17 protein-coding genes are annotated in these 17024 nt (G+C 72.0%); 6 read left to right on the top strand and 11 right to left on the bottom strand.

Annotation, left to right across the window (positions count from 1 at the left end):
* Positions 1 to 4: 4 nt before the first annotated feature.
* Both AC6RUA_RS06690 and AC6RUA_RS06695 read right to left on the bottom strand, forming a co-directional pair.
* On the bottom strand, positions 5 to 1780 hold the full coding sequence (locus AC6RUA_RS06690; RefSeq protein WP_499815156.1) for a hydantoinase B/oxoprolinase family protein: 1776 nt from the start codon (positions 1778 to 1780) through the stop codon (positions 5 to 7).
* The gene (locus AC6RUA_RS06695) at positions 1773 to 3818 is read right to left on the bottom strand and encodes a hydantoinase/oxoprolinase family protein (RefSeq protein ID WP_499815157.1); all 2046 of its coding nucleotides are present in this window, start codon (positions 3816 to 3818) and stop codon (positions 1773 to 1775) included. The genes AC6RUA_RS06690 and AC6RUA_RS06695 overlap by 8 nt, the downstream gene beginning before the upstream one ends.
* A gap of 79 nt (positions 3819 to 3897) precedes the next feature.
* Between AC6RUA_RS06695 and AC6RUA_RS06700 the strand changes: the two genes are divergently transcribed.
* Positions 3898 to 4098: a hypothetical protein gene (locus tag AC6RUA_RS06700; RefSeq protein ID WP_499815158.1), complete on the top strand. Its 201-nt coding sequence runs from the start codon at positions 3898 to 3900 to the stop codon at positions 4096 to 4098.
* Positions 4099 to 4233: 135 nt separating this feature from the next.
* Here AC6RUA_RS06700 and arcS read toward each other — a convergent pair whose 3' ends face one another.
* Positions 4234 to 6045 carry an archaeosine synthase subunit alpha gene (arcS, locus tag AC6RUA_RS06705; protein ID WP_499815159.1) on the bottom strand — a complete coding sequence of 604 codons (1812 nt, stop codon included), beginning with the start codon at positions 6043 to 6045 and terminating at the stop codon, positions 4234 to 4236.
* A gap of 194 nt (positions 6046 to 6239) precedes the next feature.
* Between arcS and AC6RUA_RS06710 the strand changes: the two genes are divergently transcribed.
* Positions 6240 to 7349, top strand: a complete 1110-nt coding sequence (locus tag AC6RUA_RS06710) for a sensor histidine kinase (protein WP_499815160.1) — start codon at positions 6240 to 6242, stop codon at positions 7347 to 7349.
* A gap of 15 nt (positions 7350 to 7364) precedes the next feature.
* On the opposite strand, the gene tgtA is transcribed toward AC6RUA_RS06710, so the two are convergent.
* From tgtA to AC6RUA_RS06740, 6 genes are all read right to left on the bottom strand, one after another.
* Complete coding sequence (tgtA, locus tag AC6RUA_RS06715; protein ID WP_499815161.1) at positions 7365 to 8873, bottom strand: tRNA guanosine(15) transglycosylase TgtA; 1509 nt, start codon at positions 8871 to 8873, stop codon at positions 7365 to 7367.
* A gap of 116 nt (positions 8874 to 8989) precedes the next feature.
* A complete protein-coding gene (locus AC6RUA_RS06720) occupies positions 8990 to 9790 on the bottom strand; it encodes a CPBP family intramembrane glutamic endopeptidase (RefSeq protein ID WP_499815162.1) in 801 nt (266 codons plus the stop codon).
* 52 nt (positions 9791 to 9842) lie between these two features.
* Complete coding sequence (locus tag AC6RUA_RS06725) at positions 9843 to 10427, bottom strand: NUDIX hydrolase (RefSeq protein WP_499815163.1); 585 nt, start codon at positions 10425 to 10427, stop codon at positions 9843 to 9845.
* 81 nt (positions 10428 to 10508) lie between these two features.
* On the bottom strand, positions 10509 to 11858 hold the full coding sequence (locus AC6RUA_RS06730) for an arylsulfotransferase family protein (RefSeq protein ID WP_499815164.1): 1350 nt from the start codon (positions 11856 to 11858) through the stop codon (positions 10509 to 10511).
* Between the two features lie 57 nt (positions 11859 to 11915).
* A complete protein-coding gene (locus tag AC6RUA_RS06735) occupies positions 11916 to 12044 on the bottom strand; it encodes a hypothetical protein (protein ID WP_499815165.1) in 129 nt (42 codons plus the stop codon).
* 84 nt (positions 12045 to 12128) lie between these two features.
* On the bottom strand, positions 12129 to 12629 hold the full coding sequence (locus AC6RUA_RS06740; protein ID WP_499815166.1) for a P-loop nucleotide/nucleoside kinase family protein: 501 nt from the start codon (positions 12627 to 12629) through the stop codon (positions 12129 to 12131).
* 145 nt (positions 12630 to 12774) lie between these two features.
* Between AC6RUA_RS06740 and AC6RUA_RS06745 the strand changes: the two genes are divergently transcribed.
* The 3 genes from AC6RUA_RS06745 to AC6RUA_RS06755 all read left to right on the top strand — a co-directional run bounded on the left by AC6RUA_RS06745 (position 12775) and on the right by AC6RUA_RS06755 (position 14348).
* Positions 12775 to 12948 (top strand): DUF1059 domain-containing protein, encoded by a 174-nt coding sequence (locus AC6RUA_RS06745; protein ID WP_499815167.1) that lies wholly within the window; start codon positions 12775 to 12777, stop codon positions 12946 to 12948.
* 77 nt (positions 12949 to 13025) lie between these two features.
* Positions 13026 to 13781 carry a helix-turn-helix transcriptional regulator gene (locus AC6RUA_RS06750; protein WP_499815168.1) on the top strand — a complete coding sequence of 252 codons (756 nt, stop codon included), beginning with the start codon at positions 13026 to 13028 and terminating at the stop codon, positions 13779 to 13781.
* A 276-nt stretch (positions 13782 to 14057) separates the two neighbouring features.
* A complete protein-coding gene (locus AC6RUA_RS06755; RefSeq protein ID WP_499815169.1) occupies positions 14058 to 14348 on the top strand; it encodes a HalOD1 output domain-containing protein in 291 nt (96 codons plus the stop codon).
* A gap of 48 nt (positions 14349 to 14396) precedes the next feature.
* Here AC6RUA_RS06755 and AC6RUA_RS06760 read toward each other — a convergent pair whose 3' ends face one another.
* Positions 14397 to 15455: a YihY/virulence factor BrkB family protein gene (locus AC6RUA_RS06760; protein WP_499815170.1), complete on the bottom strand. Its 1059-nt coding sequence runs from the start codon at positions 15453 to 15455 to the stop codon at positions 14397 to 14399.
* 145 nt (positions 15456 to 15600) lie between these two features.
* Here AC6RUA_RS06760 and AC6RUA_RS06765 point away from each other — a divergent pair, with 145 nt between their 5' ends.
* Positions 15601 to 15837, top strand: coding sequence for a DUF8593 domain-containing protein (locus AC6RUA_RS06765; RefSeq protein WP_499815171.1), 237 nt, complete (start codon positions 15601 to 15603; stop codon positions 15835 to 15837).
* 10 nt (positions 15838 to 15847) lie between these two features.
* On the opposite strand, the gene AC6RUA_RS06770 is transcribed toward AC6RUA_RS06765, so the two are convergent.
* Positions 15848 to 16954, bottom strand: a complete 1107-nt coding sequence (locus AC6RUA_RS06770) for a saccharopine dehydrogenase family protein (protein WP_499815172.1) — start codon at positions 16952 to 16954, stop codon at positions 15848 to 15850.
* Positions 16955 to 17024 lie beyond the last annotated feature (70 nt).

Here is a 17024-nt window from a genome sequence, read left to right on the forward strand (position 1 = left end):
GGTGTCACTCGTCGCCGGCGCTCTCGCCGGCGTCCGGGTCGTAGCCGTACTCCTCGCGCGCCGCCTCGGGCGTGAGCTTCCCGAGTCGGAGGTCGCGCGCGACGGCGTCGGGGTCCCGGTCCGCGGGGTCGCCGTACCCGCCGCCGCCTGGCGTCCGCACGCTGACGACCGACCCCGGGAGGAGGTCGCGCGTGTGTTTCGCCGAGAGTTTCTCGTCGGCCCCGTCCTCGTCGAGCAGGTACGCCGCGCCGGTCGCACCCGGTCCGCCGCCGAGGAGGCCGTACGGGCGGGACTCGTGGCGCTCCGCGAGCAGGCTGAACCGCGCGGTGTGGTCGCGGACGCGGATGTCCCGTCGGAGGCCGAGGCCGCCGCGGTGGCGGCCCGCGCCGCCGGAGTCGGGCCGGAGTTCGTACCGCTCGATACGGAGCGGGTAGGCGGTTTCGAGCACCTCCGCCGGGGTGTTGAGCGTGTTGCTCATGTGGACGTGGACGCCGTCCATGCCGTCGCCGGCCGCCCGGCCGCCGAACCCGCCGCCCTGCGTCTCGTAGAACGCGTAGGGGCCGTCGTTCCGCGGGTCGGTCCCGCCGAGCGTGACGTTGTTCATCGTCCCCTGACACCCCGCCACGACCGCCTCGGGGTCGGCTTCCGCGAGCGCTCCCAGCACCGCGTCCGTGACGCGCTGGCTGGTCTCGAGGTTGCCGCCGACCACCGCCGCCGGCGGGTCGGCGTTCACGATGGTCCCCTCCGGCGCGCGGATGTCGATGGGCCGGTAACAGCCGTGGTTCGGCGGGATGTCCGGGTCGGTGACGCACCGCACCGCGTAGTACGTCGCCGACGCGGTGACCGCGAAGACGGCGTTGACCGGACCGGCGGTCTGCGGTGCGGTCCCCTCGAAGTCGACCGTCACGCCGTCGCCGTCGACGGTGAGCGTCACCTCGACGGGCAGGTCCTCGGTGCCGCGGCCGTCGTCGTCGAGGGCGTCCGCGAACGAGTAGGTCCCGTCCGGCAGGGCGGCCAGTTCCGCGCGCATCCGCCGCTCGGAGTAGTCCTGTATCTCCTCGAGCGCCGGCGCGAGGTCGTCCCCGTGGGTCGCCAGCAGGTCGCGAAACCGCCGCCGTCCGGTGGCGTTCGCCGCGGTCTGCGCGCGGAGGTCACCCCGACGCTCCTCGGGCGTGCGGACGTTCGCGAGAATCGTCGAGAGCACGTCCTCGCGCACCTCGCTCTCGGGGAGGCCGTCCGCGTCGACCCCGCCGGTCCCCCGCTCGAACTTGACGGGCGGGATGCGGAGCCCCTCCTGGTATATCTCGGTCGAGTCGGCCGCGACGCTGCCAGCGGTCGACCCGCCGACGTCGGCGTGGTGCGCCCGGTTGGCGGCGAACGCGACCACCGCCTCGCCCGCCTCGTCGAAGACGGGCGTCACGAGCGTCAGGTCCGGCAGGTGCGCGCCGCCGCGGAACGGGTCGTTCAGGAGGACCGAGTCGCCCGGCGCGAGCGTCTCGGGCGGGTACGCCTCGACGGCGGCGGCGACCGAGAACGGCATCGCGCCGAGGTGGACCGGCATCGTCTCCGCCTGCGCGACCATCTCGCCGTCGGCGTCGAACAGCGCGGTCGAGCAGTCGCGCCGCTCCTTGATGTTGGGCGAGTAGCCCGTCCGCACCAGGTTCGCGTTCATCTCCTCGGCGACCGCCTCGCATCCGTTGCGGATGACCTCCAGCGTCACCGAGTCGACGTCGCGGGTCGGCGACTCGCCCGCCGCGTTCGAATCGCCCGGGTCACCCATCCGACTCACCCCCCGTCTCCACGACGAGGTTCGCGTCGGGGTCGACCCGCGCGCGCTGTCCGGGGTGGACGACGACGGTGCTCTCGGACCCCTCGACGACGGCCGGCCCGCCGAACGCCGTCTCGGTCGGGAGGCGCGCCCGGTCGTAGACGGGCGTGTCGCGCGGGTCGCGGTCGAACACCACCTCGCGCGTCTCCACCCGCGCGTCGGCCGGGTCGCCGTCGCGGTCTGCGACGGTCAGGTCCGGCGGGTCGACGGTCCCGCGGGCACGGAGGCGGACCGTCACGAGTTCCACCGGTTCCTCGCGGTAGGCGTGGCCGTAGCGCCGCTCGTGCGCCTCGTGGAACCGCTCGACTGCGGCGTCGAGTTCCGCCTCGGTCGCCTCGCCCTCGACGGGGACGGACAGGTCGAACGACTGGCCGGCGTACCGGAGGTCGAGCGTGCGCTCGAAGCGCGTCTCCTCCGGCGCGCGCCCCGCCGATTCGAGTTCCTCGCGCCCCTCGGCCTCGAACTCGGCGAACTGCGAGTCGAGCGTCGCCGCGTCCACCTCCGTCCACGGTCTGACCATCGAGGTGGCGTAGTCGTACGTCACGTCGCTGATGAGCAGGCCGAGCGCCGACAGCACGCCCGCCGCGCGCGGGACGACGACTTCGGGGATGTCGAGCGCGTCCGCCAGCGCGGTGGCGTGGAGCGGTCCCGCGCCGCCGAACGCCACGAGCGCGAACTCGCGGGGGTCGTACCCCCGCTCGACCGACACGACGCGGAGCGCGCGCTCCATGTTCGCGTTCGCCACGCTCAGCACGCCCGCGGCGGCGTCCTCGACGCTCCCGTCCACGGCGTCCGCGAGCGGAGCGAACGCCTCTCGCACCGCGTCGGCGTCGCGTGAGAGCGCGTCCGGCAGGAACCCCGTGGGGTCGATGCGGCCGAGCAGGAGGTGCGCGTCGGTGATGGTCGGGTCGGTGCCGCCGCGGCCGTAACACACCGGCCCGGGATCCGCGCCCGCGGATGCGGGGCCGACCCGGAGCGCACCCCCGGCGTCGACGTGCGCGATGGAGCCGCCACCGGCACCGACGGTGTGGATGTCGACGGTGGGAACCGACACCGGGTACTCCCCCACCTCCGTGTCGGTGGTCACCAGCGGGTCGCCGTCGCGCACGAGCGACACGTCACAGGAGGTGCCGCCCATGTCCATCGTGACGAGGTCCTCGGTCCCCCGGCGACCGGCGACGTGCGTCGCGCCGCGGACGCCCGCGGCCGGTCCCGACAGCAGGGTGTTCACCGGGCGCTCGCGGGCCGCCTCGGCCGCCATCAGCCCGCCGTTCGACCCCATCACGCGCAGCGGGGCGGTCAACCCCTCGTCCGCCGCCGCGTCCGCGAGCGACCCGAGGTACGCGTCTATCACGGGTTTGAGCGCGGCGTTCAGGCTCGTCGCGAGCGTGCGCTCGTACTCGCGTATCTCTGGGAGCACGTTCGAGGAGAGCGACACCGACGCCGTCACGCCCGCCTCGCGGAGGAGTTCGCGGACCCGGCGCTCGTGGTCGGGGTGCTCGAACGAGAAGAGGAGGGCGACTGCGACGCTCTCGACCGAGTCGGGGAGGTCGCTCGCGAGGTCGCGCACCGCCGTCTCGTCGAGCGGTTCCAGCACGTCGCCGCGCTCGTCGACCCGCTCGGGGACCTCGAACCGGCGGTCCCGCTCGACGACGGGCGCGGGCTTCTCCGCGGCGAAGTCGTAGATGTCGGGCCGGGTCTGCCGGCCGATCTCGAGCGCGTCCCGGAACCCCTCGGTGGTGAGCAGGGCGGTGTCGGCCCACTCGCCCTCGAGCACGGCGTTCGTCGCCACCGTCGTGCCGTGGCCGAGGAACGTCACGTCCGCGAGCGGGGCGTCGAGCGCGCGCAGCCCGGTCAACACCCCCTCCTCGGGAGCGGCGGGCGTCGAGGGCGTCTTGTCGACGCGCACGCGGCCGTCCCGGACCGTCACGAGGTCCGTGAACGTGCCGCCGACGTCGACGCCGACGCGCACCTCGTCCGAGTCGTCCATACCCGCGACTGTGCGGGCGGGGTTGTAGGCGTTCGCTTCGCGGTCGACGACCCCGTCGTCTCGTTCGGCGGCGCCGGTCGTGGGATACCGACAGGGGAGCACACCGGCACGAACGCCGGCGGGGAGGTACCCGTTCCGCTCGCGGGCCGTCTTCGGCGTCTGGCACCTCCTCGTCGAGGACGGCCGACAGCGACGTGAGGAGACACCACCCGACTACCGCGGTGGTCCCGAACCCGAGGACGACGAGGAGGCCGGCGACCCTGAATGGCGATGGCGGTGAGACCGGGGAGGGCGTCCGCGGGGCGACGCTGACGAGGCGTCGTACCCGGCACGTTCCGACACCAGTCACAGAACGGTTCGCCGGAGACGGCGCGAGCGGCCACAAACCAGTCAGCGTGGCTCTCGCGTGGCGTGCCTACGTCTCCTCGACGTGCCGCACCTGCACCGCGATGCCGCGCGTCGACCCGGTCATCTCCGGCCCGGACATCTCGGCGCGGCCGACCGCGAACGCGCGCGGTCCCTCGACGACCACCTCGTCGCCGACCCGAATCCCGGCGTCCGCGTCCACGACGCCCGGCGCGAGCACGCTCCCCTGCGGGACGAACCCGTCTATCTCGACGCGCTTCGTCGGCGCGTCGCTCTCGACCCACCGGCGCGCGCCCGCGAGCGTGAACGCCAGCACCCCGTAGTTGGGCACCATCGTCGCCAACTGCTCGCCGTCGTCGTCGCGCACCTGGAGTTTGGGGTAGCGGCTCGTCGTGTTCAGTTCGTCGAACAGGTCGTCGCCCGCGCCGTCGCCGAGCATGTAGTCCGCGAGCGCGCGGACGGTGTTGTGCTGGCGCTCCCGCTTGGTGTACTTGAGTTCGCCGTCGAGCGTCGACATCAGGTTCGCTATCGAATCCGTGGTCGTCGGGTGGTCCTCGACGGTGTACTCGAACGGCGTGTCAACCTCCGCCGCGGCGCGTTCGCATACCTCGCGGTACCCCTCGTCGGGGACGTGCGCGACGACGCGCGGGTAGTCGTTGCGCTCCAGGTAGCGCCGGAGCACCTCGGCGACGAACGCCGTCTCGTCCTCCGACCAGCGGCCGGTGACGACGGTGTCGTAGTGCTGGGCGGGGTAGGTGAGTTCGAGTTCCTGCGGGACGACGCCGATGGGCGAGGTCATCGAGGCGAGGTGCGCGCGGTACTGGACGGCGTCGTGGAACTGGGCGTGGCTCTGGCTCTCGGAGTACGGCTTGCGCGCCGAACACGGGACGAGCACCAGCGGGTTTCGGAACCGGTTCCGGTACCGGCCGGTGACGCGCTCGGCGTACCGCTGAATCTCGACGCGCCGGAGCGTGTCGCCCGAGGCGGCCGCCAGTTCCGCGTCGCGGACGACCGGGGTGCGCTGTTCGAGGTAGCCGTACTCCTGGTCGAGTTCGCGGAACGCCGCGGTCAGCCACTGCTCGTGGCGCGCCTGCCCCTCGATGTAGTCGCGCAGGCGGCCGTCGCGGATTCGGCGGCGGACGCGGCGGAGTTCCGCGGCGAGGGCGTTGACGTTGTGCGCCTCGCAGGCCGCGCGGTCGAACTTCTCGCGGGGGACCGCACACGCCGGGCAGGCACAGGGGAGTTCCTCCAGATCCTCGAGGAAGTACTCCCCGTCGGTGGCGAGGTACTTCCCCTGCGAGCCCTTGACTCGCGCCCGCTTGTCGTCGACCAGGTCGACCCCGGCGTAGGCGAGCGTCGAGACGTTCGCGGGCGTCGCCACCCCGGCGAGGTAGAGCGCCGTGTCCGCCGGAACCGCCTCCCGGACGCGCACGACGCTCTCGACGAACGCGCTCGCGTGGCCGACGAACCCCTGGGCGTCCGAGAGGACGTACGCGTCGACCGGCGCGTCGGCGGCGCCCGCCGCGTCGGGCGCGTCGCTCGTCACGACGGCGGCGCTCGGTCCCCCGACGTCGGGCGCGTCGACGGCGAACGAGTCCACCACCTGCTCGCGGGTGCCGGCCGGGAACGCGCGGTGGGGGAGGACGGTGAGAACGGCGTCGTCGCCCGCGGGCACGTCGCGGTCGGCGCTCCAGAGGCTCCCCGCGTCGCGGACGGGGACGCGGTCGGCGGGGGCCGCGTCGTCGTCCGGGGCGGCGTCGGACCCCCCCGCGAGCGCCGGCGTGGCGACGGACGTCGAGAGGCGGAGTTCCCCGAGTCGGGCGGCCCCGTCCCGCTCGTGGACCTCGAAGTAGTCGGTCATGCCCGAGCGTGCGGGACCGACGGTTTATTCGCTTTCGTTCCCGCCGTCGCCGCCGCTCGTGTCGTTTCGACGACCGTGGGGGTATCGGAGGCGATAGTCGGGAGCGAACCGTTATTCGTCGCGCCCGTGCTTCGTCGGTCGGTATGGCGACCGGAGACACACGAACTCGCGGGACCGGTCAGGACGGACGGGTAGTGGGCGTACTCCGACAGTTCGGCGTGCTCTCGACGCTGGAGCCGCCGACCCCCGAGCGCGGCGTCAGACGGGCCGTCGCCTGTGCGAGTATCTCGCTGAGCGGCGTCGGCCTCCTGGTCCCGACCGCCGGCCAGTTGCTCGCCGGCGGGTCGGCGGTGGGCGTCGGACTGGCCGCGCTCGGGACGCTCGTCGCGCTCGCACTGGCCGCCGTCGGGGGGTTCCTCTACCGGAGCACGATATCGACGCGCAACGCGACGCGCATCGCGGCGTGGAACTTCCTCGGCATCGTCGTCCTCGGGGGCGTGATGCTCGCGCTGTTCGCGTTCCAACGGGCCGACGGCGGCGTGGTGCAGTCGCCGGCGTTCGTCCTGGGGACGCTCCTGGCGATCGGGGCCGGCGCGCACATCATCATCGGCGTCTACGACGCCCGGCGGGTCCGTGCGGAGCAACTCGCGCGCGAGCGCCGCCGGACGGCGGTGTTGAACCGGGCGCTCCGGCACAACATCCGGAACGGGTCGAACGTCATCCTCGGGCACGCGGGGATACTGGCAGACGCCGTCGACGCGGAGTCGGCCGCCGCCGACTCGGCCGAGACGCTCCGCGAGCGCGCTCGGGCCATCAACGACCTCGCGGTGAAGGCGCGCGAGATGGCGAAGTACACCGAGCGCCCGTCCCACGCGCGACCGACCGACGCGGCCGCCATCGCCGCGGACGCGGCGGCCGTCGCCCGCGAGACGAACCCCGACGCGGCCGTCGGCGTGACCGTCGACGACGACGCGCGGGTGGCGGACGACGGCCGCCTCGGTCGGGCCGTCGGGGAACTCGCGGAGAACGCCGCCGAACACGCCGGCCCGGCGCCCGCCGTCGACGTCGCGGTCCGGGCGGCCGACGGTCGGGTCGCGTTCGTCGTCGTCGACGACGGACCGGGCATCCCGGCGGCGGAGCGGGAAGTCGTGCTCGGCGACCGCGACATCACCGACGTCGACCACGGGAGCGGACTCGGGCTGTGGCTCGCGCGCACCGTCGCCGAGACGCTCGACGGGGAGTTCACCCTCCGCGACGGGGACGAGGGCGGAACGGTCGCGACACTGCGCGTCGCCGCGGTCTGACTCCCCGGTTCTCGCTCACTCCCGACGACCGTCGGTCGCGCCAGCACCCCCCAGTCCGGAGAGGTCCTCCGTCGTCACCGAGTCGGGGAGGCGCGCCAGTGCGTCGGCTCTCCAGCCGTCGTGCGCGAGCGTGACGTCCGTCGCGGGGTTCGCTTCGGCGAGCGCTCGCACGCCGTCCGCGGCGGCGCGTTCGGCCGCCTCGTCCGTCCGTCCCGGGGTCTCCGCCGTGAGCGGGTACGTCTCCGAGAGTGCGCGCGGGAACGGGCCGAACGGCGGAACGACCCGCCAGACGGCGTCGTACTCGTGCTCCGAAGGCGCGCCGTACTCCGAGCAGAGTAGGCGGTCGGGGACCGACAGGCGGCGCAGTCGGTCGTGGTGTCTCCCGACTTCGGGTCGGCGGGCGGACTCGTGCGAGAGCGCGAAGAACGCCCCCTTGCTCGCGCGGTCCGACCGCTCTAGCTGGGCGCCGTGGTCGAGGAGCGCCCGGTAGCCGTCGAGCATCGCCGGGTGGCCGCGGGCGCGCTTCTCGACGAGTTCGAGCAGGTCGCCGTCGCGGATGGCCTGCTTCACCCGCCGGAGTTCCTCGAACGTGACGTGGAGGTTGTGCTCGGCGAGCAGGCGCTCGAACCGCGCTCCCTCCGCGGCGCGGAGCGCGTCGGGCGAGTGCTCGTGACAGACGGGGCACGAACACGGGAGGTAGTCGAGGTCCGAGAGGTGCTCGGTCCCCGAGACGGTGAGGTACCGGCCGTCGCGGGCGTACAGCGCGTAGGCGGCCGAGTCGAACAGGTCGCAGCCGAGCGCGACGGCGAGCGCGAACATCATCGGGTGACCCGCGCCGAACAGGTGGACGGGGCAGTCGGCGTCGAGCCCCCGTTTGGCCGCGGCCACCGCGTCGACCACGTCGTCGTAGCGGTAGGCGTTCATCAGCGGGACGACCGCACCCACCGGGAACACGTCGAGGTCGGTCGCCGCCGCCGCCCGACCGGCACGCTCGCGCAGGTCGGGATACGTGCTCCCCTGGACGGGCGCGTTCACGAGCATGTCGCCCGTCTCGACGGCCGCCGCGTCCGCGAGCGCCTCCGCGGTGGTGTCGAGGTCCGCCTCCGCCCGCTCGCGGCTCGCGTCCGGCGGCGTCGGGATGTCGACGGGCGTCCCGATGTCGCTCCCGACGTCGCGCTGGAACTCCAGTATCTCTCGGGTCGTGACCGATATCTCGCCGTACTCGGCCAGTTGAAACGAGCCGGAGTCGGTCATGACGGCCCCGCCGAAGCCGAGCATCTCGTGGAGTCCCTCGCGTTCCGCCCGCTCGCGCAGGGTCTCGTCGTTCCGGATGATGTAGGAGTTCGTGATGAGGATCTCCGCGCCGAACTCGGAGCCGAGCCGCGACGGCTCGACGGTGAGGATGTTCGGGTTGACGACGGGGAGGAGCGCGGGCGTCTCGACGGTGACGCCCGCGCGGGGGACCGTCAACTCCCCGATGCGGCCGGCCGCGTCGTGTGCCCGGACCTCGAACTGCTCGCGCATGCGTCGGCGTGTGCGGCGGGTACGGGAAGGGGTTGCGGTCGCGCGGCGGGCGGCGGGTGCGCGTCACGTGTCGAGCACACGGCCGGACGCGAGCGGGTCGACCGACCGCGTCGGCCTCAGAGGCCGACCGGGAGGAGACCGAGACCGAGGACGGAGGCCGCCTCGCCCGAGCCGAGTTCGTCGCCGTACGTCACCGTGAGCCAGATGGTCGTGAAGATGAACGCGTTCCAGAGCCCGTGGATGAGCGTCGGCACGACGAGGTTGTCCGTGTACTCGTACACCGCCCCGAAGACGAAACTCGGGACTAGCAGGATGACGATAGTGGTGAGTCGGGCGCCGATGCCGCCGGTGAGGGCGGTGACGTGGATGGCGGCGAACAACACCGCGGTGAGCGTGATGGCCGTCGGCGCGGAGAACGACTCGCGCAGGCGGCTCTGGACCGTCCCGCGGAACAGCATCTCCTCGCACGGGCCGATGACGAGGAGGGACGCGACGACGAACAGCGGGATGAGCCGCGGCACGTCGCGGGCCACCTCGGCGGAGGAGTTGCTCGCCGCCTCCAGCCCGAGCACCTGCGTCACGAGCACCGAGATGCCGAGCGCGAGCGCGAACACGGCGAACAGGCCGGCGACGACCACCCCCAGTTCCCTCAGCGTCGGGACCCGGACGCCGAGGTAGCGGCGGATGGCCGCCCAGTCGAGTCCCCGCCAGCGGAAGTACGCCAGCGGGAACCCCATGAACGGGAGGTACTGGCCGAACACGAACAGGACGCCGAGCCGCGCGGACAGCGACGTGACGCCGAGGAGACCGAGGAGGAGGACCGCCGACAGCGAGAGGACGAGCGCGAGGACTGCGCCGCCCAGTCCGAGTCCGTACCCGGCGCCGAGGGTGCGGAGCCGCGATGCGTGCGTGCTCATACCGCCACGTAGGCCCCCGGTGTCAAGACGCTTCTCACCCGCCGGGGGACGACTACGGCCCGGTCGGCGACGCGCCGTTCGCCTCGTAGTGGGAGACGGCGAGCACCGCGCGGCCGTCCCGGACATCTCCCGAGCAGACCGCGTCGCGGAACGTCTCGTACTCCGCGGTGAACGGCCGGATGCTCTCGTCCGCGTCGAACGCCGTCTCGGCCGTCGGCGTGCACCCGCGCGCGATGAAGTGGTGGTGGACGGAGTCGGCGATGCCGTTGCTCGGTTCGACCGTGACGAGGCGCTCCAGCGTGTCCGCCTCGTAGCCGGTCTCCTCGCGGAGTTCCCGGCGCGCGGCCGCCGCGAGGTCCGCGTCGTCGCCCTCGACGGACCCCGCTGGAAGTCCCCGGTTGACGCGACCGACCGCCTGCCGCCACTCCTCGATGAGGACGACCGCACCCTCGGGCGTGAACGGCATGACGACGACCGCCGGTGGTTCCTCGACGTAGTGGTACGCCGTCTCTTCGCCGTCCGGGAGGCGAACGTCGTCGCGCCGGACGTCGAACCCCGGACAGGAGTACTCGCGTTCGGTGTCGAGCGTCTCCCACGCCAGGCCGTCGGGGTCGCCGGCCGCGTCGCTGTCGTCCATGCGCCGGAGTCAGCCCGCGGCGAGAAAAGTCGACCGGACGAGCCGAGTGACCCGGCCGGGGGCGCCCCCGGACGCGGGAGACTACAGCCGCTCCCGGGCCGTAACGACAGCGCCGGCGACGACGAGCGCGAGCGAGACCAGCGTCAGTCCGATCTGGGTTTCGGCGAACCAGACGGGTATCCACGGCGCGGCGGCGCGGAGTCCGACCACCAGCGTCGACAGGCCGGGCACGCCCGACTCCGGCGTCGCTCCCGTTTCCCCGGCCGACCCGCCCGCGGTCGCACGGGGGAGGTCGGCGTCCTGCCCACCGGTCAGTTCCCGGGGGACGCGGTCCGCCTCGTACGGGATACGCTCGGTCCGGTAGCTCCAGACAACGGTCCCGTTCTCGTCGAGTTCGACGATGCGCTTGTTCAGCGTGTCCGTCACGAGGGTGTGGCCGTTCGGCAGGCGGTCGGCGTCGCGCGGCCAGCGGAACTCCTGCCCGCCCGCCGAGGTGCGCACCCACGCCACCTCCCAGTCGCCCCCCTCGGTGCGGTGGAGTTCGACCACGCGGTCGTTGTCGGAGTCGGCCACGAGCACCGCGCCGTCGCCGAGCCACTGGGGGTTGTGCTGGTGGTTCAACACGGCGGGGTCGCCGCAGCGAACGTCGCCGTCGCCGTCGGTGTCGCGGAGCTGTCCGTTCCCGGTACAGGAGGCGTCGCTCCCGCCGTCGTCGGCGTTGACGAACTCGACCACCTCGCTCCCACCGTCGTCGGTCCGCTCGACGACGACGAGCTGGTTCGCGTTGCGGACCGAGACGAGGAAGCGGTCGTCCCCGATACGGTCCACGTCGTTGATGTGGAGCCAGTCGGTCGTGGTCGGGTCCGCGGGCGCGTCGTACACGGAGGAGGCGTTCCACGACCAGACCACCTCGCCGTCCTCGATGACGACGAGTCGCTCGGCGTCCATGTCGGTCATCACGTACCCGCCGCCGGGTAGGGGTTCCGCGTCGTGAATCTCGCTGTTCAACTCCGTTCGGACGGGGAAACCGTACTCCTCGACGACGGTCGGACCGCCCTCGGCGTCCGGGTCGATGATGCGGAAGCCGGTGTGAGCGCACGGCGCGTCGTACGGCCCGCAGTCCTCGTACCCGCCGTCCATGAACCCCGCGAGAACCCGGCCGTCCTCGAGTCGCTGGACGTCGAAGTAGCTGTCGGCGGAGTCCTCCGTCCACGCCACGTCGCTCCCGTCGACGAGGTAGACGCTGCCGTACTGGTGCCAGCCCGGGCCGCCGCCCTGCGAGCCGACGAGCGTCTGGCGTCCGTCCGTGTCGTTCCCGGCCGACTGTCCCGCGGCGGGAGCGGGGGTCGCGAGGACCGCGCTCGCCCCGACGGTCACGACGAAGAGGAGGACGCCGGCGAGTGCGAGGCGGCGGCCGCGGCTGGCGGTCATCGACCGAGCGGAGTCGTCTGGCGAGCAAAAAGGTTCGGTCTCGTCCCGACGAGCGCGTCAGCGCCGCTCGGCCGCGTACAACTGGAGCGCCGTCCGGATGTAGTATCGCGTGTCCGTGTCCTGTGCGGTGTCGAGTGCGCCTTCGAGCGCCGTCTGGAGCGCGGGCGCCTCCCCCTTCCCTGTCATGGGCTTCCATACACAGGAGTCTGTATTGAATCTTATTGCCGCGTCGGTCGCGTCGACCGACCGACGACGCGCCGGGCCCCGGGGTCAGAACCGCTCGTCGAGGCGCTTCCGGAGGGTCGCGAGGTCTCCGGAGTTGTCGACCGTGAGACCGGGGTCCGACACCGGTTCGAACTGGTCGCGGAGGAGGCGGTAGACGTCGAAGTCGGCGTCGCTCGCGTCGCCCTCGCGGGCGGCGATACGCTCGCGGACGACCGCCTCCTCACACTCGACTCGCACCACCTCGAACTCGGCTGCCGCTGCCGTCGCCGTCTCCCGGGCACGGTCGCGGAGGCTGGCCTCCCGAAACGTCCCGTCGAGGACGACCGACCGCCCGGCGGCGAGCCTCCGTTCCGCCCGGTCGAGGAGTTCCCGGTAGACGCGCCGCGTCTCCGCGTCCGTGTACTCGGGGGTCGAGACGACCTCCTTGCGGACGACGTCGGTACGGAGGAGGTCGGCGTCGACCCGCCCCGCGATCTCCTCCGCGACGGTCGTCTTCCCCGTCCCCGGCAGCCCGCACACCACGATGAGTCGCTCCGAGTGAGCCATGTCGGCAGTTCCGACCGGAGGGTGTGTCGGCGGTCCCTTGTGGGTTCCGCTTCGCCCGAACCGCGAGCCTCGTCGTGTTTCGGTCACTTGCTGGCTCGCGTACTGCCGTAGTATTTATCAGCGCATGCTCGGAATGTTTGTCGAGATGCCGGTCGAATTCGAGTGCTACCAGGAGGGGTGTAACTTCGTGGTCCGGGCGGACTCGCGCGAGGAGGTCGTCCGACTCGTCCAGACGCACGCCGAGGCCCGACACGGCCTCTCGCTGTCGGCGGACGACATCGAACCGGAGGTCGAGGCCGTCGAGGCAGACGGCGACTGAGTGAGAGAGCACTCCGGGTCACACGATGACAGCTTCGACTCGACCGACCGACCGACCAGTCCGGAGGTGACGCTCCCGTGGACGACGACGACGTCGCCGAACTGGTGAAGCGCGCCGCGATGCTGGAACGGCTGGCGGACGGACCGGCCGGCTCGGGGGACCTCGAACGCGACCTCGAGTCGTCCCGCTCCACCGTCCACCGGGTGCTCGACCGACTGAGTGACCTCGGTATCGTCACCCGGGAGGAGGCGGGATACGAACTCACCGCGATGGGGTCGGTGGTCGAGGCGGAGGTGACGGCGCTCCGTCGGGAACTCTGCGCGGTCGGGCGCGCGGAGTCGTTCTTCCGCGACGCCGACCTCGACGAGGTCGACGTCCCGCTCCACCTGCTCGCGGACGCGAACGTGGTCGACCCGCCGTCGGGGCAGGCACACTTCACCGTCAAGCGCGTCATCGACCTGATTCGGGATGCCGACTCGATGCGGACGTTCTCGACCGTGGTCTCCCCGCTGTACGTCGACCTCTGCGTGCGGAGCGCGAAGTCGGGGGCCGACATCGACGCGATCTTCGACCGGGCCGTGGTCGACAGGCTGTTCTCCGAGTACGGGTCCGAGTCGCGCGAAGCGGCCGCGTCCGGGGGGCTGTCGGTTCGGGCGCACGACTGCTGCCCGTTCGAACTGTTCGTCTTCGACCGGGCCGTCGGACTGACCGCTCACGACGACGCGGGCGTCTCGCACGCGTTCGTCGAACTCTACGGCGAGGAAGCGGTCGAGTGGGGGGCGGACCTGTTCGACCGGTACGCGGCCGAAGCGGAGTACGTGACCCTGTTCTGAGCGCGTTTGGCCTTCGAGTGAACACGCCACGCCGTCCGGGCGAACTCGGCGGCCGCGTAGCCGTTCGTTCGGCCGTCGTCGCCCACTCGATTCCCAGCCGTGGGAATATTCCCAGAACTGGCTGCCGTCCCATTTTTTGCAATAATCATCGAGTGATTTTTTAATACAGAGACGAACAGTCGTGCAAGCCCCTCTACCGGCAACGGAGGAAACCGAGAAACGATGCACGAAAGACACCGATCTGTCGACAGTTTGTGGTACGACGAGGACGTCGGCGTGTACCGCTTCGACTACGAACCGGACGACGACCTGGTGGTCGAACTCGCTCTCGCGCTCGCCGAGGTGCGCGGGGTGTCGCCCATCGACATCGACCCGCTCGCTACCCGCGTCGACCCCGACCGTCTCGACGCGTGCGCCGCCTCGCTCACCGGCGACCAGCCGCGCGTGGACGGGAAGGTCACGTTCAGTGTCGACGACTGCGAGGTGACCGTCATCCCGGGTCAGGTCGTCATCGCCGCCCCGACGAGAGGGAACGGCGAGGACGTCGTCGAACGGCGGGCGGAGTGACCGACGGGGCGTGCGCGGTCCGGCTGCTCGTCGAGTCGGTTCGTCCGATTAGTCGTCCGACTCGGACGGGGTCCGCCACCGGAGCGTCACCGTCCGTCGGGTCTCGTCACCGTCGGTCTCGGTCCGTTCGACCACGTCTACTTCGTCCGGGAGTCGCCGGCGGGTGGTCGTGCCGTCGGTGGTCGCAGTCGGTCGCATCCCGTCGTACCGACCGGTGAGGTCCTCCCGGAGTCCGTCGAGGTACGACGCGAGCGCCTCGCCGTCGAGCGACTCCTCGCGAGCGGTGTCGACGCCGCCCGCCCCCCGTCCGACGCCGCCCGGAGCGCCCGACGAGTGGCCGCCGCGCACCGCGTTGAGCACCGCGCCGAGCAGGAGCACGAGTCCGGAGAAGTAGAGGTAGGTGACGACGACGAGCACGCCCCCGAAGAAGCTGTCCGCACCCGGGTCTTTGAACACGAGGTACACCTGAAACAGCCCCTGGAGCGCCGCCCACCCGACCGCGGCGAAGGCCGCTCCCGGCCACACGTCGTGGAGGCTCACGTCGGCGTCGGGGAACCGGTAGTACATCGGTAGGAACGCGAGCACGAGCCCGACCACGAGGACGAGCGGGAACAACACCCCGACGAACGGAACGGTGTCGGCGAGCACCGAGAACCCCGCGGTGGCGCCGACCGTGGCCACGAGGGCGACGACGAGCGCGACGAGGACGACGAGTCCGTCCGTCACTTGGTCGAGGAACGAGTTCTCCTCCTCGCTCTCATAAATCTCAGAGAACGCCGTGTCGAGGCTCCGGAATATCTTGAGCGTCCCCCACAGCAGCACCACCAGTCCGACGAACGAGGCGCCGGTCGCCGAGGAGTCGTCCCGGAACATCCGCTCGACCACGTCGGCGATGGGGCCGGGGAGCCACTCGCCCGCGACGGCGACGATGCGCGCTTCGAGACCGCCTCCCATCGTCGAGACGACGAGCAGGAGCAGCAGGAGCATCGGAGCGAGCGAGACGAGGGCGTTGTACGCGATACCCCCCGCCATGAACGTCACGTTCTTCTCGGAGAACTCCGTGAAGATGCGCTTCGCCCCGCTCGTGACCGACGAAACCGATGGCACACTCGCCGTTCGACGGTACCACTTGAAAGTGAACCGGCCGGCCGGGTGGCGAGAGCTACCCGGCACCCCGGGCGCGCTCTCCGGGTCGCGGTGCGCGCGATAGCCGGCCGCAACCTCTACACGCGGGCGCGAGAACGACCGTCGTATGACGTCCGACGCCGACGACCACGTCGGGAAGCAGGTGGTCGCACAGACCGGCAACCGGGTCGGCACCGTCGACGAGGTGCGCGACGGGGCGCTCTACGTCGAAGTCGGCCCCGACGCCGACCCCGACGTCCTCGACCAGTTGGGGTGGAGCGGCGTCGTGAACCGGGAGGTCCACGAACTCGAGCGGCGGTACGTGTCGACCATCGGCGAGAACACGGTGCGCCTGCGGGTGTGACCGGCGGCGGTCAGTCCCGGGGTCCGACCGACGACCCGCCGTCTGCGGCGGACCCCGACGCGCCGTCCACGTCCGTCCGCTCGACGCCGTCGAACGCGAGCACGTAGTCGGGACCGAACGCCGAGGCGGGCGTCTGGAAGCCCGACGCGACGGCGCCGTCGAGCACCCGTCGAGCCGACTCGGCCGCCGTCTCGGCGGTCACGTCGTACGTGTCCGGGGTCCGGAGCCGGGACGCGACCCGGTCGCCCTCGTCGGTGGACGCCTCCGCCCACACCCGGGCCACGCTCCCGGCGCGCTCCTCCGCCGTCGGGCCGGAGACGACCGCGTCGATGAGTGCTTCGAGCGCCCGCTGGACCGGGCGCGACCCGAGCAGGGGGACGAGGCTGTCGGTCCGGCGCATCACGTCGGCCGCGTACTCGGGGACGGTGGCGTACGTCTCGATGTTCGGAATCCCGGTCGTGTAGTAGGCGGTCGAGACGTCCCCCCACGGGACGGTCACCGCCGGGTTGTCGCCGTGGCCGAAGTCGACCCGTCTGGTCTTCCACGCCGGCGGCACCTCACGAATCTCGCCCTTCTCGCGGACCGCGCCCGGACGCGATAACCCCTCTACGATGGACTTGAGCGTGCCCGGCGAGAACGTCCCCAGCCCGTCGATGGCGATGGAGAGGTGCGACGCCGACGGCAGGCGCGCCTCCACGTGCGCGGCCAGACAGTCCGTCGGCACCACGTCGAACCCCACGCCGGGGAGCAGGGTCACGTCCGCCCGTTCGGCCTCCCGGTCGCGGGCGGCGACGGACTCCAGCACGTCTATCTGCCCCGCGATGTCGAGGTAGTCCGTCCCCGTCTCCAGACACGCCGCTATCAACTGGTCGGCCGTCCGCGAGAACGGGCCGGCGCAGTTCAACACCGCGTCGAACTCGGCCACCTCCCGTTCGACCACGCGCGGGTGTGTCAGCGTGAACACGCGGTGGTCGAGTCCGAGCCCCGCCGCCTGCGTCTCGAGCGGTTCCGCGCGCCGCCCGGCGAGAACGGGCGAGAGCCCCCGTTCGACCGCCGCCCGGGCGATGAGGTTCCCCGTGTAGCCGTACGACCCGTATATCAGCAGTCCGTCGGCCATGCGGCCCCTCGTCGCGCGAGGGAACTAAGTCCGGGGGCCGTTCCCGAGCGGACGCGCAGCACGCGCCGGC

It is taken from the genome of Halorarum sp. SLYT50 (genome assembly GCF_059821265.1).

Bases quoted from the DNA above. Each gene is read 5' to 3' on its own strand.
- AC6RUA_RS06690 (WP_499815156.1), bottom strand. From the start codon at position 1,780: ATGGGTGACCCGGGCGATTCGAACGCGGCGGGCGAGTCGCCGACCCGC.
- AC6RUA_RS06695 (WP_499815157.1), bottom strand. From the start codon at position 3,818: ATGGACGACTCGGACGAGGTGCGCGTCGGCGTCGACGTCGGCGGCACG.
- arcS (WP_499815159.1), bottom strand. From the start codon at position 6,045: ATGACCGACTACTTCGAGGTCCACGAGCGGGACGGGGCCGCCCGACTC.
- tgtA (WP_499815161.1), bottom strand. From the start codon at position 8,873: ATGCGCGAGCAGTTCGAGGTCCGGGCACACGACGCGGCCGGCCGCATC.
- AC6RUA_RS06720 (WP_499815162.1), bottom strand. From the start codon at position 9,790: ATGAGCACGCACGCATCGCGGCTCCGCACCCTCGGCGCCGGGTACGGA.
- AC6RUA_RS06725 (WP_499815163.1), bottom strand. From the start codon at position 10,427: ATGGACGACAGCGACGCGGCCGGCGACCCCGACGGCCTGGCGTGGGAG.
- AC6RUA_RS06730 (WP_499815164.1), bottom strand. From the start codon at position 11,858: ATGACCGCCAGCCGCGGCCGCCGCCTCGCACTCGCCGGCGTCCTCCTC.
- AC6RUA_RS06735 (WP_499815165.1), bottom strand. From the start codon at position 12,044: ATGACAGGGAAGGGGGAGGCGCCCGCGCTCCAGACGGCGCTCGAAGGC.
- AC6RUA_RS06740 (WP_499815166.1), bottom strand. From the start codon at position 12,629: ATGGCTCACTCGGAGCGACTCATCGTGGTGTGCGGGCTGCCGGGGACG.
- AC6RUA_RS06745 (WP_499815167.1), top strand. From the start codon at position 12,775: ATGCCGGTCGAATTCGAGTGCTACCAGGAGGGGTGTAACTTCGTGGTC.
- AC6RUA_RS06765 (WP_499815171.1), top strand. From the start codon at position 15,601: ATGACGTCCGACGCCGACGACCACGTCGGGAAGCAGGTGGTCGCACAG.
- AC6RUA_RS06770 (WP_499815172.1), bottom strand. From the start codon at position 16,954: ATGGCCGACGGACTGCTGATATACGGGTCGTACGGCTACACGGGGAAC.